At 65.4% G+C, this 21,611-nt stretch carries 24 protein-coding genes; 14 read left to right on the top strand and 10 right to left on the bottom strand.

All coding sequences use genetic code 11. From position 1 onward, the window contains the following. Positions 1-24 precede the first annotated feature (24 nt). Positions 25-1,038: a TIGR03617 family F420-dependent LLM class oxidoreductase gene (locus ACAG21_RS07655; protein WP_370495340.1), complete on the top strand. Its 1,014-nt coding sequence runs from the start codon at positions 25-27 to the stop codon at positions 1,036-1,038. 80 nt (positions 1,039-1,118) lie between these two features. Here the strand turns inward: ACAG21_RS07655 and ACAG21_RS07650 are convergent, their stop codons facing one another. From ACAG21_RS07650 to ACAG21_RS07640, 3 genes are read right to left on the bottom strand one after another with little or no spacing between them, the layout of a single operon-like run. Next, complete coding sequence (locus ACAG21_RS07650; protein WP_370495338.1) at positions 1,119-1,820, bottom strand: DsbA family protein; 702 nt, start codon at positions 1,818-1,820, stop codon at positions 1,119-1,121. A 9-nt stretch (positions 1,821-1,829) separates the two neighbouring features. Continuing rightward, positions 1,830-2,309 carry a hypothetical protein gene (locus tag ACAG21_RS07645; protein WP_370495337.1) on the bottom strand — a complete coding sequence of 160 codons (480 nt, stop codon included), beginning with the start codon at positions 2,307-2,309 and terminating at the stop codon, positions 1,830-1,832. A 39-nt stretch (positions 2,310-2,348) separates the two neighbouring features. Continuing rightward, on the bottom strand, positions 2,349-2,783 hold the full coding sequence (locus ACAG21_RS07640; protein WP_370495496.1) for a protease inhibitor I42 family protein: 435 nt from the start codon (positions 2,781-2,783) through the stop codon (positions 2,349-2,351). A gap of 180 nt (positions 2,784-2,963) precedes the next feature. Between ACAG21_RS07640 and ACAG21_RS07635 the strand changes: the two genes are divergently transcribed. The 4 genes from ACAG21_RS07635 to ACAG21_RS07620 all read left to right on the top strand — a co-directional run bounded on the left by ACAG21_RS07635 (position 2,964) and on the right by ACAG21_RS07620 (position 8,239). Continuing rightward, on the top strand, positions 2,964-4,034 hold the full coding sequence (locus ACAG21_RS07635; protein ID WP_370495336.1) for a DUF5685 family protein: 1,071 nt from the start codon (positions 2,964-2,966) through the stop codon (positions 4,032-4,034). Between the two features lie 91 nt (positions 4,035-4,125). Further along, positions 4,126-5,715 carry a Na+/H+ antiporter gene (locus ACAG21_RS07630; protein ID WP_370495335.1) on the top strand — a complete coding sequence of 530 codons (1,590 nt, stop codon included), beginning with the start codon at positions 4,126-4,128 and terminating at the stop codon, positions 5,713-5,715. Positions 5,716-5,749: 34 nt separating this feature from the next. Further along, positions 5,750-6,928, top strand: coding sequence for an AAA family ATPase (locus ACAG21_RS07625; RefSeq protein WP_370495334.1), 1,179 nt, complete (start codon positions 5,750-5,752; stop codon positions 6,926-6,928). 168 nt (positions 6,929-7,096) lie between these two features. After that, complete coding sequence (locus ACAG21_RS07620; protein ID WP_370495333.1) at positions 7,097-8,239, top strand: glycosyltransferase; 1,143 nt, start codon at positions 7,097-7,099, stop codon at positions 8,237-8,239. Here the strand turns inward: ACAG21_RS07620 and ACAG21_RS07615 are convergent. After that, entirely contained in the window at positions 8,236-8,700 is a 465-nt protein-coding gene (locus ACAG21_RS07615) for a hypothetical protein (RefSeq protein WP_370495332.1), read from the bottom strand. The genes ACAG21_RS07620 and ACAG21_RS07615 overlap by 4 nt on opposite strands. Positions 8,701-8,813: 113 nt before the next feature. On the opposite strand from ACAG21_RS07615, the gene ACAG21_RS07610 reads away from it, so the two are divergent. After that, positions 8,814-9,668 carry a sulfurtransferase gene (locus ACAG21_RS07610; RefSeq protein WP_370495331.1) on the top strand — a complete coding sequence of 285 codons (855 nt, stop codon included), beginning with the start codon at positions 8,814-8,816 and terminating at the stop codon, positions 9,666-9,668. A 1-nt stretch (position 9,669) separates the two neighbouring features. Here ACAG21_RS07610 and ACAG21_RS07605 read toward each other — a convergent pair whose 3' ends face one another. After that, a complete protein-coding gene (locus ACAG21_RS07605; RefSeq protein WP_370495330.1) occupies positions 9,670-10,554 on the bottom strand; it encodes a hypothetical protein in 885 nt (294 codons plus the stop codon). A 70-nt stretch (positions 10,555-10,624) separates the two neighbouring features. Here ACAG21_RS07605 and ACAG21_RS07600 point away from each other — a divergent pair, with 70 nt between their 5' ends. Continuing rightward, on the top strand, positions 10,625-11,464 hold the full coding sequence (locus tag ACAG21_RS07600; RefSeq protein ID WP_370495329.1) for an alpha/beta hydrolase: 840 nt from the start codon (positions 10,625-10,627) through the stop codon (positions 11,462-11,464). On the opposite strand, the gene ACAG21_RS07595 is transcribed toward ACAG21_RS07600, so the two are convergent. Together ACAG21_RS07595 and ACAG21_RS07590 are read right to left on the bottom strand one after the other, a co-directional pair. After that, positions 11,405-12,670 carry a cytochrome P450 gene (locus ACAG21_RS07595; protein ID WP_370495328.1) on the bottom strand — a complete coding sequence of 422 codons (1,266 nt, stop codon included), beginning with the start codon at positions 12,668-12,670 and terminating at the stop codon, positions 11,405-11,407. The genes ACAG21_RS07600 and ACAG21_RS07595 overlap by 60 nt on opposite strands. 7 nt (positions 12,671-12,677) lie before the next feature. Beyond that, positions 12,678-13,265, bottom strand: a complete 588-nt coding sequence (locus tag ACAG21_RS07590; protein ID WP_370495327.1) for a TetR/AcrR family transcriptional regulator — start codon at positions 13,263-13,265, stop codon at positions 12,678-12,680. 114 nt (positions 13,266-13,379) lie between these two features. Between ACAG21_RS07590 and ACAG21_RS07585 the strand changes: the two genes are divergently transcribed. The 5 genes from ACAG21_RS07585 to ACAG21_RS07565 all read left to right on the top strand — a co-directional run bounded on the left by ACAG21_RS07585 (position 13,380) and on the right by ACAG21_RS07565 (position 17,426). Continuing rightward, positions 13,380-14,162, top strand: coding sequence for an SDR family NAD(P)-dependent oxidoreductase (locus ACAG21_RS07585; protein WP_370495326.1), 783 nt, complete (start codon positions 13,380-13,382; stop codon positions 14,160-14,162). Then, positions 14,159-15,037, top strand: a complete 879-nt coding sequence (locus ACAG21_RS07580) for an LLM class F420-dependent oxidoreductase (RefSeq protein ID WP_370495325.1) — start codon at positions 14,159-14,161, stop codon at positions 15,035-15,037. Before ACAG21_RS07585 ends, ACAG21_RS07580 begins: the two co-directional genes overlap by 4 nt. Next, a complete protein-coding gene (locus ACAG21_RS07575; protein ID WP_370495324.1) occupies positions 15,034-15,759 on the top strand; it encodes a hypothetical protein in 726 nt (241 codons plus the stop codon). The genes ACAG21_RS07580 and ACAG21_RS07575 overlap by 4 nt, the downstream gene beginning before the upstream one ends. Positions 15,760-15,858: 99 nt before the next feature. Further along, positions 15,859-16,377, top strand: coding sequence for a lipoprotein LpqH (locus ACAG21_RS07570; protein ID WP_370495323.1), 519 nt, complete (start codon positions 15,859-15,861; stop codon positions 16,375-16,377). Between the two features lie 59 nt (positions 16,378-16,436). Next, a complete protein-coding gene (locus ACAG21_RS07565) occupies positions 16,437-17,426 on the top strand; it encodes an alpha/beta fold hydrolase (RefSeq protein WP_370495322.1) in 990 nt (329 codons plus the stop codon). Between the two features lie 49 nt (positions 17,427-17,475). Here ACAG21_RS07565 and ACAG21_RS07560 read toward each other — a convergent pair whose 3' ends face one another. After that, entirely contained in the window at positions 17,476-18,678 is a 1,203-nt protein-coding gene (locus ACAG21_RS07560) for a cytochrome P450 (protein WP_370495321.1), read from the bottom strand. A gap of 15 nt (positions 18,679-18,693) precedes the next feature. After that, on the bottom strand, positions 18,694-19,344 hold the full coding sequence (locus tag ACAG21_RS07555) for a TetR/AcrR family transcriptional regulator (protein ID WP_370495320.1): 651 nt from the start codon (positions 19,342-19,344) through the stop codon (positions 18,694-18,696). A 77-nt stretch (positions 19,345-19,421) separates the two neighbouring features. On the opposite strand from ACAG21_RS07555, the gene ACAG21_RS07550 reads away from it, so the two are divergent. Beyond that, positions 19,422-19,562: a hypothetical protein gene (locus ACAG21_RS07550; RefSeq protein WP_370495502.1), complete on the top strand. Its 141-nt coding sequence runs from the start codon at positions 19,422-19,424 to the stop codon at positions 19,560-19,562. After that, on the top strand, positions 19,559-20,344 hold the full coding sequence (locus tag ACAG21_RS07545) for a spirocyclase AveC family protein (protein ID WP_370495319.1): 786 nt from the start codon (positions 19,559-19,561) through the stop codon (positions 20,342-20,344). The genes ACAG21_RS07550 and ACAG21_RS07545 overlap by 4 nt, the downstream gene beginning before the upstream one ends. An 11-nt stretch (positions 20,345-20,355) precedes the next feature. Here the strand turns inward: ACAG21_RS07545 and ACAG21_RS07540 are convergent, their stop codons facing one another. Beyond that, complete coding sequence (locus ACAG21_RS07540; RefSeq protein ID WP_370495318.1) at positions 20,356-21,330, bottom strand: LLM class flavin-dependent oxidoreductase; 975 nt, start codon at positions 21,328-21,330, stop codon at positions 20,356-20,358. Between the last annotated feature and the right edge of the window lie 281 nt (positions 21,331-21,611).

The raw sequence follows: 21,611 nt of genomic DNA, 5'->3' as shown, positions 1-21,611 counted from the left end.
CACGACAAGGCATAGGGTTGCGCCGTGCACATTGACGTGATGACGGTTCCGCAACCGTTGACTCAGATCGGCGGCGTGGCCCAGCGCACTGAGGCCGCCGGCTTCTCCGGCATGCTGTTCACCGAAACCGGCCGCACCGCCTATCTCAACGCCGCGGTGGCCTCGCAGGCAGCTCCCGGACTCCAGCTGTCCACCGGTGTCGCGGTGGCCTTCCCGCGCAGCCCGTTCGTCACCGCCGCCGCGGCATGGGAGCTGCAGGAGGCGACCGGCGGCAACTTCCGCCTCGGCCTGGGCACCCAGGTGCGCACGCATGTCGTGCGCCGCTACGGTGTTGCCTTCGAACGCCCCGGCCCGCGGCTGCGCGACTACGTGCTGGCAGTCAAGGCGTGCTTCTCGGCGTTCCGTACCGGCAAGCTCGATCACCACGGCGAGTTCTACGACCTCGACTTCATCACGCCGCAGTGGAGCGCGGGCCCGATCGATGCGCCCGATCCGAAAGTCGATGTCGCGGCGGTCAATCCGTGGATGTTGCGGATGGCCGGCGAGGTGGCCGACGGCGTGCACGTCCACCCGCTCGGCGAACTCGGTTACCTCAAACGTCATGTGCTGCCCAACATCGCCGCCGGCGCGCAGCGGGCCAGGCGCTCACCGTCGGACATCGCGATCATCGTCCCGGCCATGACGATCGTCGGCGACAGCGACGAAGAACGCGACTCCCAACGCGAGACGGTGCGCACCAGCATGGCCTTCTACGGCAGTACCCCCAATTACGCGTTCATCTGGGACGAGGCCGGATTCGAGGGCACCACTGCCCGCATCCGCGAGAAGCAGAAGGCCGGCGATTTCGCGGGCATGGCGGCCCAGATCAGCGACGAACACATCGCGGCTTTTGCCACCGAGTCGACGTGGGATGGCCTGGCCGACGCGCTGACCCAGAAGTACGGCGGAATCGCCACGCGCGTAGCCCTTTACAACGCCCTGGGCGATGACGAGCGTTTCGAGCGGTACGGCGAGGTCGCCCGCCAGCTGCGTGGGTGACGCCGGGCCGCGAATTGTCGCTCAGAGGCGGGCAAAACGTGTGCCTCCCCCGCCGGCGGCGCAGTCACACTCGCCACATTTCAGCCCGAAGATCCACCGGTGAGCCGCTCGACGTCGAGCACTTCACCGCGATTGATGCTGACCCAATCGCGACCGTCGAGGTACGGACGCAGACTCTTGCCGATCAGCTCGGCGTCGGCCGCCGTCTTGGGCCGCTGCAGCTCGTACACATGCGGCAGCTCGGCCATTCCGGTCACGACGTCCCAGAGTCTCAGCGCCGCCGACCCCGTCGGCGGATCCACCAACACCGGACCGAACAGGCACTGTTCGTCGATGAACAGCGTCGGGACACCGTAGCCGCCCGCATCCACCACTGTCTGATGCTCGGCGCGAACCTCGTCGTGGGTGGTCGGATCGGCAAGTGCCGCATCAAGATTCGCATCGTCGACGCCGATGTCGCTCAACAACTTTCGCGCCACCGCGGGCTCGTGCGGCTTGCCGCCCAGGGTGTGCAGCTCGTGGCCGATCGCGGCGTACCACCGGTCGAGCAACTCCATGTCGGTGCGACGCAGCAGCGCGCCGATCCGCATCAGCGACCAGCCGTAGGACCAGTCGCGCTCCCACGGATGCTTCTTGCCGTCGGCCCGGTTGATATCTTCCAGGCTGAAGAACCGCCAATTGATGGTGATGCCCAGTTGGTCACGCACATCGCGGATCCACAACGACGTCTGAAACGCGAAGGGACACATCGGGTCGAAGTGGAAGTCCACGACGGTGTTCATCGCTTGACCCTACGACTTGGGGCGCACTCCGGTGGCGCGATACACGAATACCGGGTCCACCGGGAACCGCAGTGACGTGGTCGGCACCCGCTCCAGCACCTCGTCGGGCACACGTCGCTTGTAATGCAGTTTCATCGACCCGCTGAAAGCACGGTCCACGCCGCGCAGATCGATGTCGATCAGCAGACCCTTACGGGTGATCGTCGCGGCCGCCGGACCCTTGTTGGTATCCCAGGGGCAGTCGATCGACCGCAGATTGGCGTCCGCACGCGTCGGGAAGGTGGCGACGACCCGTGCGGCGCTCAATGCGAACGCGCCCGTATAGCGCGCGACACCCGAGGCCGAGAAGACGCCCGGGACATGCCCACTGAAATGCCGCACGACGCCGACCCGGCCGGCCAGAAAGATAAGCCCCTCGGCCTCGAGCTCGTCGTGCAACTCGGCGGGCACATTGGTCAATTGCGACCACTTGCGAAGTAAGCCAAGCACAGCCAGACGTTAGCTGAGGCAGTGGCCGTTCGCAGTGTTTTACTGCACAGTCACGATCGCGGTGTACTGGCACACCGGCGCGGTGTTCTTGCCCACGAAGCTCGAGTAATAGGTGGAAATCGTCGTTGTCCCCGGCTTGAGCGCCGTGAACATCCACACCTCGCTGCCGGGTGCGCCCAGCGCATCGGTGCTCGGCTGTACATACTGGTGACTGGTTTGCTCGATGATCGAACCGTCGGCGATCTTCGTGTCGACCTGCCACCGGAACGGGGTGCTGTAATTCGAGCCCAGCTGCAGTTTCAGCGTGTTCCCCACCGCCAACGTGACGTTCTGGGTGATGCTGTTCTGCTTGAGCACCTGATCCATCGGAACCACAAGGGACTTCGACGTCGGCGGGTTTCTGCTCTCGAAGTGGCAACCCACCAGCATCGACGAGACGAGGATCGCGACGGTCATCAATAGCCTGATCTTCACGACAGTCATCGCCTCCATTATGGCGGGGCGCAGAATGTTCCCGTTCGGCGTCCTGGCCGCGGGATTGTGATGATCACCATGTTGGCAGCGCGATTTTCCCTTACGGCAATCTTTGCCCTCGCCGCTCCCAGGTCGTCGTTTTCGGGCGCGCGTTTGCTGTGGGTCGGGTAGCTTCTGTGCATGTTCGGCATCATTCGGCCCTGCCGTCATCGACTGGGCAGTGAGCTCGCAGCAGCCTGGACCGCCCAACTGTGCGGATTGTGTCTGGCACTCCGCGACGACTACGGCCAGTCCGCGCGGATCGCCACCAACTACGACGGCCTGGTGGTCTCCCTTCTGGTCGAAGCGCAGTCCCCTGAGCAGCCCACCCGCCGCACGGCCGGACCCTGCCCGGGGCGTGGCATGCGGCGCGCCGAGGTGGCCACCGGCGACTGCGCACGGCTGGCCGCCGTCGTGTCCCTGGCCCTGGCCGCGGCCCGGGTCCGCGATCACGTCGACGACCACGACGGCATGGTCGGGGCCGCCGGCGTGCGACCGGCCGCGCGCCGCATCGCCGAGCGCTGGGTGCGCCAGGGCACCGACACCGGTCACACCCTGGGATTCGACACCGGCGTGCTAGTCGCGGCGATGGACCGCCAGGGACAGCTCGAGGCGACGGCCGGGCCGGGCAGCTCGCTGCTGCTGGTGACCGAGCCCACCGAAACCGCGGTCGCCGAGGCGTTCGCCCACACCGCACTGCTCGCCGGCCGCCCGGGCAACCAGGCGCCGCTGCGCGAGATCGGTCAGCTGTTCGGACGGGTCGCGCACCTGCTCGACGCGGTCGAGGATTACCACGACGACCTCGCCCGTGGTAAGTGGAACCCGTTGGCCGCCACGGAAACTCCGATGGAGCAGGCCCGGGTCCTGTGTGACGACGCGGCACTCGGTATCGAATTGGCCTTGGCCGAGGTCGAGTTCACCGACGGCCGGCTGGCCCAGCGGTTGCTGACCCGCGAGGTACGACGGGCGATCTCGCGTACCTTCAGCCGGTCCGGCCATCCCACCTGCGGCACCCCGCACGGTCAGCAGGAGGGCATCAACTTCGGCAACCAGCCGGTCGGCGCCGGCTATCCGACCGGCGAAAACCCCGAGGGCGAGACCCCTGACCCCGGCAACAAACGCAAGGGCGGGCGCGGTGACGGCGCCTGCATTTGCTGCTGCGATGGCTGCGACTGTTGCTGCGATTGTGGCGACTGCTGCGACTGCACGTAGGGCGCCTCGTCGAACCCATTGCGCCATTACATGTTTGTGACGTGTTTCGGCCCAGATAACTAGAGGCCGTCCGGTACGGCAGGATGGGCACGTGTTTGGGCTCGAAGTCATCGTTGCGCTCGTGTCGGCCGTCATCGTCGGAACGGTGCTGGGCCGTCGCTATCGCGTGGGCCCGCCGGTGCTGCTTATTTTTCTGGGCACGCTGCTGGGTCTGATCCCCGCGTTCGCCCACATTCACATCAACGGCGAGATCGTTCTGCTGCTGTTCTTGCCGGCCATCCTGTACTGGGAAGGCCTGGGCACCAGCCTGCGCGAGGTCCGCGCCAACCTGCGCATCATCGTCTTCCTCTCCGTCATCCTGGTGATCGTCACCGCGGTCGCCGTGTCCTGGACCGCGCGCGCGCTCGGCATGGAATCCCACGCGGCCGCGGTCCTGGGCGCCGTGCTCTCCCCCACCGACGCCGCCGCCGTGGCCGGCCTGGCGAAAAAATTGCCGCGCCGGACGCTGACCGTGCTGCGCGCCGAGAGTCTCATCAACGACGGGACGGCGCTGGTGCTGTTCTTCGTGACCATCCACGTCGCGATCGGCGGGGCCGAAATCGGCCCGCCCCATCTGGTCCTGCGCTTCGTCACCTCCTACCTGGGCGGTATCGCCGCAGGCTTGCTGGTCGGCGGGTTGGTCACCCTGGCGCGCAAGCGAATCGACGCGCCGCAAGAAGAAGGTGCCATGAGCCTGCTGACGCCGTTCGCGGCGTTCTTGCTGGCTCAGGCGCTGGACTGCAGCGGCGTAGTCGCGGTGCTGGTATCGGCCCTGGTGCTCGCCTACTCCGGGCCGGTGGTGATTCGGGCGCGTTCCCGGCTGCTGTCCTACGGCTTCTGGGAGATGGCAACGTTCTTGATCAACGGCTCGCTGTGGGTGTTCGTCGGCGTGCAGATCCCGGGCGCCATTCGCGGCATCGACGGCGTCGGCGGCGGAATTCGTCATGCCCTGTTCATCGCGTTCGCCGTCACCGGCGTCGTCATCGTGTCGCGGATCTTCTGGGGCGAGTTCACCACGTTGCTGCTGCGCCTGATCGACCGCCGTGAGGTGCAGCGGGAGCGTCGTGTCCCGTGGCGCCAGCGCTTCGTGACCGCGTGGGCCGGATTCCGCGGCGCAGTCTCGCTCGCCGCGGCGCTTGCCGTCCCCGCGACCACGCTGAGCGGGGCGCCGTTCCCGGACCGGAGTCTGCTCATCTTCATCGTGGTCGTCGTCATCCTCACCACCGTGCTGGTCCAAGGCATCACCCTGCCCGCCGTCGTTCGCTGGGCGCGCATGCCCGAAGACATCGCCTACGCCGAGGAACTCCAACTGGCCCGCAGTGTCGGCGCCAAGGCCGCGCTCGAGGCGCTGCCGGTGGTGGCCGGCGAACTCGGCGCCAGCCCGAAAATGCTGGGCCGCCTGCAAAAGGAATATGACGAGCACGCGGCGCTCGTGACGGAGTGCGACGACGGCACCTCGACCGGCGACCTGGCCCGGCGCGACGACATGATTCGGCGGGTGCGCCTCGGGGTGCTCGAGCACAAGCGCCGGGCCATCATCGGGCTGCGCAATCAGCGGGTGATCGACGACCTGGTGTTGCGCGAACTGCAGTCCGAGATGGACCTCGAAGAGGTGCAACTGCTCGACACCGCCGAGAGCTGACAACGCGTCAGAGGGTGTCCGTACAGTCGGCGACATGTTGCAGACGGTCGCGATCCGCGGGTACCGGTCGCTGCGCGAGGTCATCCTGCCGCTGGGGCGGCTGTCGCTCATCACCGGCGCCAACGGCGTGGGGAAGTCGTCGGTCTACCGGGCGCTGCGCCTGTTGGCGGACTGCGGCCGGGGCGAGGTCATCGGCTCACTGGCCCGCGAGGGCGGGTTGCAGTCGGTGCTGTGGGCCGGTCCCGAGCAACTCAAGGGCGCGCGGCGCTCCCGCAAGACCGAAGGCACGGTTCGCACCCGGCCCGTCTCGCTCGAAATGGGCTTCGCCGCAGATGATTTCGGCTATCTTGTCGACCTCGGCATCCCGCAGTCGGCCGGGCCGTCGGTCTTCGTCCGCGATCCCGAGATCAAACGGGAGATCATATTCGCCGGACCGGTGTTGCGGCCCAGCGCGACGCTGGTGAGCCGATCGCGGGCTTTCGCCGAAGCCGTCAACGCCGACAACGGTTTTGACGAACTGAGCCGATCGTTGCCCCTGTACCGCAGTGTGCTTGCCGAGTACGCCAACCCGCACGCGCTTCCCGAACTCGCAGCGGTGCGGGAGCGACTGCGCGGGTGGCGGTTCTACGACGGGTTTCGTGTCGACGGCGAAGCACCCGCCCGCCGGCCGCAGGTGGGCACGCGCACCCCGGTGCTGAGCGACGACGGCAGCGACCTGGCCGCGGCGATTCAAACCATCCTCGAATCAGGATCCGACGAGTTAAGCCGGGTCATCGCAGACGCTTTCGACGGCGCCACGATCTCGGTCGCGATACACGACGGGTTGTTCGACCTCCAGCTGCGTCAGCGCGGCATGCTGCGTCCGTTGCGCGCGGCCGAATTATCCGATGGCACACTGCGGTTCCTGCTGTGGGCCGCTGCGCTGTTGAGCCCGGAAGTGCCGTCGCTGATGGTGCTCAACGAGCCGGAGACCTCGCTGCATCCCGACCTGGTGCGACCGCTTGCCTCACTGATCCGCGCCGCCGCCGCGCAGACTCAGGTTGTGGTCGTGACGCACTCGCGGTCGTTGCTGAAGTTTCTCGACACGGTGCCGGTCGCGGACAGCGATCGCGGCGGGGCCGTGGAGATCGAGCTCTACAAGGACTGGGGCGAAACTCGCATCACCGGCCAGGACCTGCTCAGCACACCGCGCTGGGACTGGGGAAAACGTTGAGTGTGTCTCCTGGGTGACCGAGCAGCGTGTCGCCACCGTGGCCGCCGCACACTCAAACCCGTGAACGCACATCGAAGGACGGCGAATAACAGCCGAATTCATGGACTGTTAAGGCACACGTCAGGTCCATATCGTTGAACGCACACAACGGCCGCGTGTCCTCTGCTTATGCGCGTTGTACAGGTCGCTAACTTCTATGGCCCACGGTCCGGCGGCCTTCGTACCGCGGTGGACCGATTGGGCGCGGAATACAGCGCCAACGGGCATGAAGTTTTTCTGGTCGTTCCCGGGTCGCGCGCCGAACGTACCCTACTGCCGACGGGTGTGGTGCGAATCACTATGCCCGCCTGGCTGATTCCCTTCACCGGCGGTTACCGCGCCGTCATGCCGGGTCCGGTCAAGGCGCTGCTGGAAGCACTGCAGCCCGACGCGCTGGAAGTTTCGGACCGCCTGACGCTGCGGTCACTGGGCCGCTGGGGCCGCGAACACGGCGCCACGACCGTGATGATCTCCCATGAGCGGCTGGATCGCCTTGCCGGACAAATACTTCCGAAGCGACCCGCGCGCAGCCTCGCCGACTTTGCCAATGGCCGCACCGCCGCCGACTACGACACCGTCGTCTGCACTACCGGATTCGCGCGCGAGGAGTTCGACCGCATCGGCGCCAAGAACGTCGTCACCGTGCCACTGGGTGTCGACCTGAAGACCTTCCACCCGAGTCGGCACTCTGCGCTGGTCCGCCGGCAGTGGGCCACGCCCAACCAGCTGCTGCTGGTCCACTGCGGCCGGTTGTCGGTGGAGAAGCGGGCCGACCGCAGCATCGACGCGCTGGCCGCGCTGTGCGATTTCGGCGTCGATGCTCGGCTGGTCGTGATGGGCGAGGGCCCGATGCGGGCCAAGCTGCAGCGTCAGGCCACCGGGCTGCCGATCGACTTCACCGGGTTCGTCTCCAACCGGGAAACCGTCGCCGGGCTGCTGGCCTCGGCAGATGTCACCCTGGCCCCGGGCCCGCACGAGACGTTCGGGTTGGCCGCGCTGGAATCGCTGGCATGCGGCACGCCGGCCGTGGTCTCGCGCACCTCGGCGCTCACCGAGATCATCACCCCGGACAGCGGAGCGTCGGCCGACAACCACCCGGAGGCCATCGCCCGGGCGGTCGGCACGGTCATCAGCCTGCCCGAATACCATCGCCGGACCTCCGCGCGGCGCCGTGCCGAGAACTTCACCTGGCAGCGGGCGGCGGCCGGCATGCTCGCGACGTTGGGCCCCGCCATCGGCGGGCCGGACGACGACACCGAGAACACCGCCTAGAAGTCGGACGCACCCCACGAGCCCGCTGGATAGGGCGGCACGTGGCCGGCAAAGGCGCCGTCGGTGAGACTGCACAGCGTGTCGGTGATGGTTCCGGCATTCGCGATCACCGTCGGCGGGCTACCCGGTAACACGCGCGCCACCACCGCTTGCCAGAAGTAGCCCGCGCCGCCGTGTTCGTACCAGATGAACCAGTCGGCGTCGCGGTTGCCGGCGCGGATCAGCCGCCGGAACGGCAACGAGGGATCGTTCACCGAATCCGTCTTGTTGAACGGCGCGCCGACGTCGGCGATGGGCGGCAACAGTTTGACGAGTTCCGGCGGCAACTGCGACAGACTGTGCACTTCCGTCACCGGTGTCGCCAGCGTGCACTGGGTATTTGGCATCGCGTTGGCCGGAATCGCCGTCACGACAGCGAGCGCGACGCTTGCCGCGAGCGCTGTCCGATAGATGTTGCCCATATCGGCTCCCATCGACGGCGGGTGCTGATAGCCGACGCTACGCCGTTGTTTGTTGGGACGAAACGCTTTCGGTCCGAGCGCTAGGCTCGCTGAAGACGACGAGGAGGCGGACCGTGGAAGCGCGCGAACAGGTGTTGATCACCGCCACGGAACTGGCCGAACTGATCGAGGGCGGTAATCCGCTGACGATATTGGATGTCCGTTGGCGGCTCGACCAACCCGACGGCCGGGCGACCTACCTGGACGGCCACCTCCCGGGTGCGGTCTACGTGTCCCTCGACGACGAACTCAGCGATCACAGCGTGTCCGGCCGCGGCCGTCACCCGCTGCCATCGGGACCAAGCCTGCAGGCCGCCGCACGCCGCTGGGGTATCCAGCAGGACTCGTTGGTCGTGGTCTATGACGACTGGAATCGCGCGGGTTCGGCGCGCGCGTGGTGGGTGCTGACCGCGGCCGGACTCGCGAACGTCCGCATCCTCGACGGTGGACTGGGCGCATGGCGGGCTGCCGGGCGAAGCCTTCAGACCGGTGACGTCACCCCGGAGGCGGGGAATGTGACTGTGCCCCACGAGGATTTGTATGCCGGAGCGCTGCCTACCCTGACCGCCGAGCAAGCCGGCGCGGGCGCGGTGACGCTGCTCGATGCGCGCGCACCGGAACGCTATCGGGGCGATTCCGAACCCGTCGACGCTGTCGCGGGTCACATTCCGGGGGCACGGAACCTGCCCAGCGGCTCGGTGCTCGCCGCCGACGGCACGTTTCTCGGTGACTACGCGCTCGCCCAGCAGTTGTCCGATCGCGGCATCGACAGCACCGGCCCGTTGGGCGCCTACTGCGGCTCGGGCGTCACGGCCACCATCGCGGTCGCGGCGCTCGCGGCGATGGGCCGCGAGACCGCGCTGTACCCGGGGTCGTGGTCCGAGTGGTCTTCGGATCCGAGTCACCCCGTCGCTCGCGGGTCCGAATAGATCAGGCGCCCGGCCAGCACCGCAGAAACGCCGCCGTCACTCGCGCGGCGTTGACCGCGGCGACCCGGTTGTATACGAAGAACTGAAACGGGAAGCCCGGCAACCGAAGTGGATCGCCCGGTCCGTCCGACATTCCGCGGATCCCCAGGAACGGCACGCCGTGCGCGTCCGCGACGGCCTGCGCCGCCGCGGTCTCACTGTCGGTGGCATCGAAGGCCGGATCCGCCGCCGAAACGACCTTCGCGTTGCTGATCAGGCCGTGCCGCAGCCATGGCCACGCGGCCCGAAAGAAATTGCCGGTGTAGAACAACGAGCGGTCTGGCGCCTTTCGCGGTTGACAGCCGAACACCCCGCCACCGAGCGGGATACCCGGGAAGGCGCGCCCATTGTTGTTGTCGTAGCTGCAGCCGTCACCACCGATCAGCAGCCGCGGCTCACGGCGCATCCGTTTGGGACTTTCCAGTGTGACGGACAGGGTCTCGGCAGCAGCCAACATGTCGGCATCGACCGGATGAAATGTCTTGCCGTTGTCCATCGTCCAGCGCGCCGGTACGGCCACATCGGCAATGCCGGTCCGTCCGGCACCGCCGGCGACACCCGAAAACACCACCGCGCCAACGATGCTGGAGAAATAGGTCAACGCGGTATCGGTGGCCTCGGTGGCGTTGACCATGCCGATGCCGGTCATCGCCACGATGACCTTCCTGCCGCCGATCGAGCCGAGATAGAAATGCCGACGGTCGGCCACGACCACGGGGGCGACGTCGAGTGCGGTGTGCGACAGCACCTCATCTGCCTCGACGGGAAAGGCCGTCAAGACCAGCGTGCGCTGTTCGGGCGAATCCACCGTCACGTCGGGGCACTCCTCACGTTCGGCGGCACCCACCATTATCGCCTTTTTCGCTCGTTACGGTTGGCCAGAAGCTAATCTCAGGGCGCGACAAAGGAGTCTGCCCATGCTTGAGGTAATTGAAAAGGGACCGGGCCGCGATTCTGGGAAACCGCCGGTGCTCTTTGTCCACGGTGCCTGGCACGGCGCGTGGTATTGGGACGAGTACTTCTTGGACTTCTTCGCCGACAAGGGCTATCGGTCGCTGGCGGTCAGCCTGCGCAGCCACGGAAGGAGCGCCGAGCCGAAGCGAAATCTGCTCTGTTCGATCGCCGATTACGTCGACGATGTCGCATCCGTTGCCAACGGCTTGCCGACCCCGCCAATCGTAGTCGGCCACTCGATGGGCGGGTTCGTGGTCCAGAAGTACCTGGAGTCACACACCGCTCCAGCCGCCGTGTTGCTCGCCTCCGCACCGCCGAGCGGGGTCACCGGGTTCATGTTGCGCCTGGGCAGGCGCCATCCGTGGCATACCGCACGAACCTTGTTGACTACCAAGTCATTACACGGTGTTGGTGCCACACCAAAATTAGCTCGCGAACAGTTCTACTCGCGATACACCCCGGAAGCCGACGTGGTGCGCTACACCGCACCACTGTCCGAAGAATATGCGGGCAGATGGTTCCTCGATATGTTGTTTCTCAACCTGCCCAAACCGGAGCGGGTCAACACTTCGGTGTTGGTCCTGGGCGCCGAAGACGACGGATGTTTCACCCCGCGGGAAGTGCATCAGACCGCACGGGCCTACGGCACCACGGCAGAGATCTTTCCCAAGATGGGCCACAACATGATGGTCGAGCCCGAATGGGCCTTGGTGGCCGTGCGAATTCACGCGTGGCTGGAAGGCCTAGCCGCACCCCGTACTACACGGCAGGCGCTTGATGCCGTGAAAGAACGACGAGCGTAATCGGTCGGGCGGCCCGGTGACCGTCAGGGCCGGCACATTCGGATACAACTCTTCGAGCATGACGCGCAACTCCAGCCGGGCGAGCTGAGCGCCGAGACAGAAGTGCACTCCCCCGCCACCGAACGCAGCGTGACCGGCATCGGGGCGAGTGACGTCGAATTCGCTCGCCCGATCGAACACGTCCTCGTCGCGATTGGCCGACAGGTAATGCAGCAATACCCAATCGCCGGCGGGAATGTCCCGGCCACGGATTTCGACGTCACGGGTGACGGTACGACGAAAATGCATGACCGGTGAGGCCCAGCGCAGCAGTTCCTCCACGGCAGGCTTGACCGCCTCGCGATCACGGGCAAGCAGGGCCTGCTGCTCCGGGTGCTCTGACAACGCCAACACACCGTGGCTCAGGGTATTGCGGGTGGTTTCATTGCCGGCGATCGCCAGAAGCAGGAAGAACTCGTTCAGCTGGTCGCGGTTCAGCTTTTCGCCGTCGACCTCCGCGGCCAGCAGCGCCGACAAGATGTCGTCGGTGAGCCCGTACTTGCGCCGGTGGGCCACCAGTTCGCCGCAGTAGGAGAACATTTCGGCAGCGGCCTGCCCGAGGGCTTCCGGAGTCGGAGCGTAGTCGGGATCTTCGATGCCCAGGCTTCCGATGGCGTTGCTCCAACGGAAAACCTCCATCCGGTCTTCGGCGGGAACGCCGAGCACGTCGGCGATCACCTGTAGCGACATCTCCGCGGAAATGTCTGTGACAGCGTCGAATTCACCCTTGGCGGTGATATCGGCGACGATGTCTCGGGCTACCTTACGCATGCGTGGTTCCAGGCGCTGCACATTGCGGACGGTGAAGCCCTGATTGATCAACTTGCGGTACAGCACGTGCCGTGGCGGGTCGATGCCGGGCAGCAGCGCCGAGTTGGGTGCCGCCTCGACCTCCACCAGGGTGTTGCCCTTGCTGCTGGTGAAGGTATCGGTGTCGCGGCTGACGAGTCGCACATCGGCGTGCTTGGTGAGCAGCCACGCCCTGGGCAGACCGGGTAACTGCACCGGGTGCACCGGTGAGCCGCCCCGCAACCGGGCCAACGCGTCGAATGGCGCGCCGGCGACGAACGTATCGGGATCGAGTACCGCGGCGGCATCGCGATCGTAGGCGGTCTGCTGGTTCTCGACGACCAGCGACCCCACCACATTCGGCTTGGGAATGCTCATCTCAGACCTACGACGACGCCTTGATTCCGGCGACGATGACATCCAGTCCAGCGCGAAAATGGCTGGCCAGCTGGCGTTTCACGCGGGGCGTGGCGTCGGCGGCGCGTGTTTCCTCCAGAGCGATCGAGCCCAGCAGGTAGGTGTACAAAACTGTATGAGCCGCGGCCGCAGCGGTTTTGGTGAGACCCGACTCCGTGAGCAGGGCCCGGCTGTGTCGATCGAGACGGCGGGCGGGCTCGTTCCCGGTGCTGGTCTGCAGGATGCTCGCGACACCGGGGACTGCGAGGATCATTTCCCTGGCGGCGCAATAAAGCTCGACCAGCCGGATGTCCCATCGTCCTCCTTCCGGGACGGGGATTTCTGCGAGTACGGACTCGGCAACGAGCTCGAGCGCGGTCTGCTTACTGGGGACGTGGTAGTACACCGAGGGCACGGCCGCTCCGAGTTCAGCGGCCAGCTCGCGCATGGTCACGCGCTGCACCCCCACCCGCTTCGCCAAGTCCCGCAGCGCGACGACCACCTCGTCGCGATCCAGGCCGCCGTAGGCGCGGCGGGCGCCGGACGGCGCGGTGGCCTGAGTTCCGGTTGCGACCACTACCTCATTCCCCCATCAGTTTCGATCGTCGTTAAAAAGTGATTCGAGCACCGTTCGAATTTACCCGGTATCGGGGTGCCGTAACCAATGAATCCGCTATGTAATATTTGCCCAATGACGGGCCGGTTAGCGGGCAAGGTGGCGATTATCACCGGAGCAAGCACCGGCCTGGGCCCAGTCCTCGGGGCGGTGTTTGTCCGCGAAGGCGCCCGGGTACTGCTCGCCGCGCGGCGTGAGGAGCTGGTCCGCGAGGCCGCGGCGGCGGCCGGGTCCGGCGCGATCGCGATGCGCGCCGACGTCACCGACGAGGAGGACGTCGCCGCCATGGTGGCACGCGCGGTCGGCGAGTTCGGACACGTCGACATCCTCTGCAACAACGCCGCCGCGCCGGGACAAGACCGCTGGATCTGGGAGCAGACGCTCGACAACTGGAATGCCACCATCGCGATCGATGTCACCGCGGCGATGCTGTGCACCCGCGAAGTGCTCAATCAGTCGATGCTGCAACGTCGCAGCGGAGTCATCCTGAATTTCTCCTCTACCGCAGGCTATAACGGCGTCGTCCGCAAAACCCACTACGTCACGGCAAAGGCATCGCTGCGTGCCTTCACCAAGACCGTTGCCCTCGAAGTCGGTCCGCACGGCATCCGCTGCAACTGCATCGTGCCGGGCGCGATCGATACGGAGCTATATCGCAATTGGTTGCAGCGCACCGCCGACGAACGGGGTGTCGAGGTCGAGGCCGTGCGTGCGAAGTCCCTCAAAGACGTCGCGCTGCGCGATATTTCGTCGCCCAGCGATGTGGCCAATCTGGCGTTGTTCTTGGCCAGTGACGAGAGCCGAACCATCACAGGGCAATCGATCCCCGTCGACGCCGGAGGGTACATGCAGGGATGAGCACCCCAACCGTAAAGCTGTCGCTGTCCACGCCGGTCGTGATCACGATCCCCGGCGCCAGCGCGGCCTGGGAGCAAGACGCTTCGATCGAGGACCTGGCCCAGATCGCCGAAACAGCAGACCGCTTGGGCTACCACCATTTGACCTGCAGCGAGCACATCGCGCTGCCCGCAGTCGAACAACAGCGTCGGGGTATGCGCTACTGGGATCCGCTGGCGACGTTGGGCTACCTGGCGGCGCGCACGCAGCGGATCCGGTTGGCCACCAACGTGTTAGTCCTCGCCTACCACCACCCGCTCGAAATCGCTAAGCGCTATGGCACGCTGGACAAGGTCAGCAACGGCCGGCTCATCCTCGGTGTCGGCGTTGGCAGCCTCAAAGCGGAATTCGATCTTCTCGGCGCCCCTTTCGAGGACCGCGGACCGCGCGGCGACGACGCGCTGCGAGCGCTACGGGCGTCCCTGTCGGTTGCAGAACCTGCCTACCACGGCGAGTTTTATTCGTTCGACGGCATGGTCGTCGACCCGTGCGCGGTTCAGGCCCACGTCCCCATCTGGATCGGTGGACGCACGTTGCGATCACTGCGCCGCGCCGTCACCCTGGCCGACGGATGGGCTCCTTTCAATGTGACGTTGCAGCAGGCCCGAGAATGGCTGGGCCGCTTCGAACTTCCAGCCGACTTCGAGGTGGTGCTGCCGCCGCCGGCGCCGCTGGACCCGATCAACGAGCCCGACCGCACCCGCGAGATACTCGCCGACACCGCCGCCCACGGCGCCACCACCGTCACCACCTGGTTCACTCACACGTCGCCGCAGCACTACGTGGAGAATCTGCACGCGCTCGCCGAACTCCATCCCCCGGGCGGCGTCGGATGAACCGAGTCAAGGCAGGTGTTTTCAGCCTCACCGCCCCGGCAGGCGACGAAAGCGGTTACCTGCGTTGGCATTTGCTCGACCACATGCCGGAGCAATATCAACTCCCCGGCATCGTGCATGGATTGCGCTGGATCGCGGACGGCGAATACCTCAACCATCGTCTGGCGGCGGCCGGACCATTGGGCGAGGTCGGCAACGTCGTGCACTATCTGGTCGGCGACCCCGTCGAAGAAACATTCGATGACTTCGTGGCGCTCGGCCGTGAACTGCGGGAGAACGGTCGCTTCCCGGTCGCGCGGCCGTTACTGCAAATCGCGGGGCTGCGACTGTTGCAGTGGCACTCGGCGCCGCGGGTTCTCGTTTCCGCGGAGGTCGTGCCGTTTCGGCCGCACCGCGGCGTCCTGTTGATCGTCGAGGAGCCCACCGACGGCCGTTCGAACGAATGGCTGCAATGGCTGCACGCCGAACACTTTCCGGCGTTGCTCGCCACCCCGGGCACCGCGGGCGCCTGGACCTTCGGTTCGAGTACCGGATGGAGCCATTTACCCCGGGGATGGCGAACCGACCACCAATACATCACGGTCGTTTACCTCGACGAGGATCCGCTGAGCACAACAAAGGCCCTCGCACCGCTCGTCGAAGAACGTTGGCGAACCCAAGCGGTACGCCCCGTATTCGCCGGACCGCTGCGCACGATGATCCAGTGGGAAGCCTGGCCGTAGCCCGATGGGGAACCGGCACGCGCTGAACAGCGCCTCCGCGGCTACGGTAGGCACGGCGCGGTGCGCGCCTTCGGAGAAAGACCTCTAGGAGGACTTGCGATGAAGAATCCGGACGCTCGGTGGCCAATCAGCCGCGGTGTTGCCGGGCTCGGCGCGGTCGTGCTGGCCGTCGGCTTGCCGGCCTGTTCCAACAACGGCAGCAAGCCCGCGTCGCCGACGAGCTCGAGTCCACCTCCGTCGAACACAATCCTGATGCTGGACCAGCACACCCACACGATCACCTCCAAAGTCAGCTGCATCAGCTCGGCCTCGGCGCCGCACGCAACGCCGCCGGAATCGGGCGATCTGACGACGCGAATCAGCGTCCACGATGATTCGGCGTCGCTGTCCTTCGCGCTGTCGGACGAAAAGCCGCCAAGCGTTGACGGCTTTTCGATTTCGCTGAAAGTCGGAAACGGCGAGTACCAGCTGCCCTATCAACCGACCCAATCCGTCAACCAGGTGATGGTCACCAAAGACGGGCCGAATTACACGATCACCGGCAACGGCCAGGGGACCATGCCCGGCCAAACCGGCATGCGACAGATCACATTCGGGATACACCTGACCTGCCCGTGAACACCCGATTCGCCAAACATCGGTTGTCTAACCACGATCGCCTCTGAGATGCTGGCACCTTGGACATCTTCGCGGAGTGGCAAAAGGGCGGGACCGAACTTCAGTGGCGGTCGACTACAGCCGCCAACGACGGGCAGGAAGTGGGGGTGTTCAGTCGGCGCTGCGGCACGGCTGGGGCACCGCCGCTCGTGCTCGTTCACGGGTTTCCGACGTCGAGCATCGACTACTTCGAATTGGCGCACGAGCTGAGCTCCGACTTCGATATCTACCTGTTGGACTTTCCGGGTTACGGACTGTCCGACAAACCTCCGGAGCCGTACGTCTATTCGTTGTACGACGACGCTCGTCTACTGGTGCATGCGATCACCGAAGTGTGGCAGCTGACCGAATTTCGCATGCTCACCCATGATCGCGGCAGCAGTGTCGGCATGATCGCGCTGGGCATGTTGGCGGCGCTGGACCCGCCGGTGGCCCCGCTGGACCTCATCTTGACCAACGCCAACATCTACCTCCCGCTGGCGAATCTGACCCTGTTCCAAACCGCGCTGCTCGATCCTGAAACGGGGCGAGCCACCGCGGCGGCAACCACACCGGAGACGCTGGCGGCCGGCATGGGGGCAAGCACCTTCATGCCGAGAAGGAAATTGACCGACCCCGAAATCGAGGCACTGGCCAAGTGCTTTGCCCATAACGACGGGATCCGGGTGCTGCCGGACACCATCCAATATCTCAACGAGCGTGCCGCCGACGAAACCAATTGGCTGGAAGCACTTTCCGCCAGCCACGTGAACACCACCGTGGTGTGGGGACTGCACGACAACGTCGCGCCGCTGCGCGTCCCGAACTACGTATGGCAGACGTATCTCAAAGCCAAGCCCGGACGCAATCGCTACTGGGTGGTGCCGGGCGCCGATCACTACGTGCAATGCGACGCTGCCCGGCAATTGGCTCAGATTGTCCTGCTGACGGTCCAAGAAGAGGACATTGCGCTGCACACCCTCGGGAACCAGCCCGACGGTGCCGTGCTGGTGGATCAAAGCATTCTCTAGACGTTGCAGCGCAACCTGTTTCGAACGTGACGCTAGCTTCGCGATCGCTTTACCCCACGACGACGGGCAAGCGGGCCCAGCCTCGCACGCTCGCCGTATGCGCCCGTTGAGCGTTCGCGTAGTCGACTTCCCAGTCGGGCCAGCGCTTGAGGACCTCTTCGAAGGCCACCCGCGCTTCCAACCTGGCCAGCGCCGAGCCCAAGCAGAAATGCAGACCCTGCCCGAAGCTGAGATGGCTTCCGCGGCGGTGGATGTCGTAGCGATCCGGATCCGTGAAGTGATTTTCGTCGCGGTTGGCCGATGCATTCAACAGCAGCATGAACGACCCCTCGGGAACCACACGACCATAATGCTCGGCATCGCGCGCGACATAGCGAGCCTGCACCGGAGACGGCGGCTCGTAGCGCAGTGTCTCCTCGATCGCGCCGGGGATCAGCGCCGGGTCCGCGACGAGCTCATGGCGTTGATCAGGGTGATCCGACAACAGCTGTCCCATGAAACCGATTAAGCGGGCGGTGGTTTCGTTGCCGGCGCCCGCGATCATCGCGGTATACGCCAGCACCTCGGTCCGTGATAGCGGTCGCCGCGTCCCGTCCGGCTCATCGATCTCGGCGCGCAGCAGTTCGGTCATCAGGTCATCGGAGGGATGACTAGCCCGCCATTCGATGTACTCGGCGAACAGCGCGATGGAATTCGCGAAGACATTCGCATCGATTGCGGCGGGGTCATTGTCCTTGGATAATTCGATGTTGGCGACGCTGCGGTCGCGGATCTTCTCTTGATCCGCTTCGGGGATGCCCAAGAGATAGCCGATGGTTCGCATCGGCATCATCGCGCCGAGGTCCGCGATGAAATCGAACCCGGTCCCCCCGACCAGGGGGTCCAGCTCACGGATACAGAATCCACGCACCATCGACTCCACGGCCAACATTCGCCTGGGCGTGAAAACACGGGACAGCAGCTTGCGGTGCAGATCATGCAGCGGAGGATCTTCGAACAGCAGAATGCCCGGCGGCACTTCGATATTGGCGAACAAGATATCGGCGGTGGTGCCCCGACCGGAGCGGTACGTCTCCCAGTTCGGCAGTTCGCGGACCACGTCGTCGTACCGGCTCAGCGCGTAGAAGTTGTACTTTTCGTTGTAGTACAGCGGCGCTTCTTCACGCATGCGCTTCCACACCGGATACGGGTTCGAGTCGATCTCGACATCGAATGGGTCGTAATACAACTCGACGGCATTGGCGCTTGTCATAGTCGGATTCCTAACTCAGTCGTTGCGGTGCAAGAAGCCGTGCAAGAGCGCTTGAACGAGTTCCTCTACGATCACCTCGCGCGGCGGCGGCGTGTCCCCGAAGTAGGTCGAACGCAGGGCGGCCATCCCCGCGATCATCGAAACCGTTGAGTGGGCTGGCAAGTCGGGATGGTCGGACCGTAACCCGCGCAATTGCATTCCCTCGACACTGATTTGGCCGAGCACCGAGACCGCCCCGCGGATCTCGGCGATGCCGGCGTCGGCCTTTTCCTGTTCACTGAGATTGTCGGCTGCCATCAGCGTCAGCAGCAGACCCTGGTGTTCGACGAACACGTCGTAGAGCTGCGATACGAAAAGCCGAGTCAACTCGTGCTCGTCGGTCTCCTCGGGGACCACCGACTGCCAGGTCTTGCCGAATTCGTCGACGAAGCTCACGAAGGGCACGACGAGCGCCTCGCGGAACAGCGCCGCCTTCGAGCCGAAATTGCGGAACAGCAGGTGCTCGGTGACTCCGGCGGCCTGAGCGATTTCGCGCGTTGTGGTGCTGCGATAGTCCTGGCCGGCGAAAAGTGTCCGGGCGGCGTCGAGCAACAGCCTGCGCGGCTCTCCCCGGGGCCGACGCCCCACCGTGGCCGGTATCGGCTGCTTAGTCGCTCGCTGGGGCACCGATGTCCACTCCTCCGTATTTCACGCCTCGGGATAGTATCCACTACCTAGATAGGATAGTATCCACTACCTTAAAGATGCGCATCATCGAAGGGGTCACCATGGGCGCTGTCATCATGCTCGGCACGCTGTTCGGCCTGATCATCCTGATTTTCGGGCTGGTGCTGCGCTTCGATCCCGAAGCCCGGCGCGCGCCCGGCGAAAAGGGCCGCCAGTGAACACCGAGATGACGCCGGTGATGGCTGGGGCTCAGTACTTTTCGTACGCGGCCAGCGTCACCTTCCTGGTGATCGGCAGCTATCTGAGCTACCGTCGCGGCCGCATCCATCCGCTGTTGTTGCTCGGCATTTCGGCGATCTCGTTCTCGTGGATCGAGTCACCCTACGACTGGGCGATGTACGCGCAGTTTCCGCCGGCGCTGCCCCGCATGCCTTCGTGGTGGCCACTGAACGTGACGTGGGGTGGGTTGCCGTTGGCGGTGCCGATCGGCTACGTCTCCTACTTCATCATTCCCGCCGTCACCGCGGCGGCCCTGGGCCGCTGGCTGAGCGCAAAGTTCAACTGGCGCAAGCCTATTACCCTTCTGGTGGTCGGTCTCGTCGTCGGGTTCTGCTGGGCACTGTTCTTCAACGGGTTCACCGGAGCCCAGCTCGGAAATTTCTACTACGGCTATGTGATCCCGGGCCTGGCGATCTTCGAGGGGACCAAGCACCAATACCCGCTGTACGACTCGCTCGCGATGGGCATCCAGATGATGGTCTTCACCTATCTGCTCGGCCGCACCGATGAACAAGGACGCAACATCATCGATATGTGGGCCGACAAGAGATCGAAGAGCCGGGGGCAGTCCGCGGCGCTGTCCATCGTGGCCGCCGTCGTCGTCGGACACCTCGTGTACGGCGCGGTCTTTGCGCCCCATCTCATTACGAAGCTGGGCGGCTATGTGACCGCGGGCCCGACCGAGCAGCTCTACCCGGGCGTACCCAACCAACCCAAGTAAGCGCGTAGCCGTCAGCCCAGCGCCTCGGGCAGCACCTCTTCGCCCACCCGTTTGAGATACCGCCACGCAATGTCGGGCGCCAACCCGCCACACAACGGCGACAAGTTGAGCACCTGACCGGCACGGACCCGCGAAATTGCTTCCGGCACAGAGATAATGACGTGCGACGTGGGCTTGGCGCGCAGCTCGTCGACCGTCTTCACATGCGAGAAGCCCGCCGTCGTCTCGTCCCCGGGATTCCACGCCGCATAGGTCTGCACGTCGTGCAGCAGATGCTCCCCGATCTCCTTCCACGCCCGGTCCAGATCGTCGGCGACGAAAACGACCGAGGGGGTGTTGCGGTCGGGAAACATCGTCGGACCGGGCTGATGGCCGTGCTCACGGCAGGCCTGCTCGTAGGCCTCTTGCATGCCGGGTTCGTTCGCATTGCCGAGCATGCCCAAGCCGTATCGGCCGGCACGACGGGCCGCGGCCACCGTCCCACCGCCCCACATCAATCCCGGGCCGCCGGCGGTGAGCGGCCGCGGCGTCACCGTGATGCGCCGTCCGTCTTCCTCGACCGTTTCACCGGCCAGCAGCCGCCGTAGCAGCGACAGCTTCTCGTCGCAGACGCGGCCGCGCTTCTTGATCGGCACGCCGAAGTGCTCGAATTCCTCGGGCCGGTAACCCAGCGCCAGGATGTACGACGCCCGCCCGTTGCTGATGATGTCGAGCACCGCCATGTCCTCGGCCAGGCGCACGGTTTCATAGAACGGCAGGATCAGAATCAGGCTCAGCGCCAGCCGCTGCGTTCGCGAAGCCACCGCTGAGGCCAGCAGGAACGGGGACGGCAGGTAGCCATCGTCGGAGCCGTGGTGCTCGCAGAGCACGGCGGCCAGACCACCGTGATCCTCGGCCCACGCGCACATCTCGGGCGCCGCGGCGTAGAGATCCGCTGGGGGCGCGGCCCACTGCGGGTCGCGCATGTCGAAGCGCAGTGTGTACAAGGCTGACTCCTAGATGGCCTAATCGTTGTGATGCACGTTACACGTTCGGTCGAAGGCGTAAAGCGGCAGCGTGGTCTACGCCGAGTGTGAATCCTGCGACGCGACACGCCGCCAGAGCGTCGTCATATTCACTCTCGCTGCCCGGTTGGTCCGAAAGTCCGCACGGCGGCCGCGGCGCGTTCGACAGCGAGCAACACGCCGGTCGACCCTCACCCCGGACATTAACCTAAGATTTGTTCTTTAGGATAGTACGCACTCTCTTAAACCCTTGACCCTGCGGG

The sequence above is a fragment of the Mycobacterium sp. pR1184 genome (assembly GCF_041287235.1).
GTDB lineage: Bacteria > Actinomycetota > Actinomycetes > Mycobacteriales > Mycobacteriaceae > Mycobacterium.
Note: the sequence above shows the minus strand (reverse complement) of the source record. Positions and strands in the feature narration are given on the sequence as shown.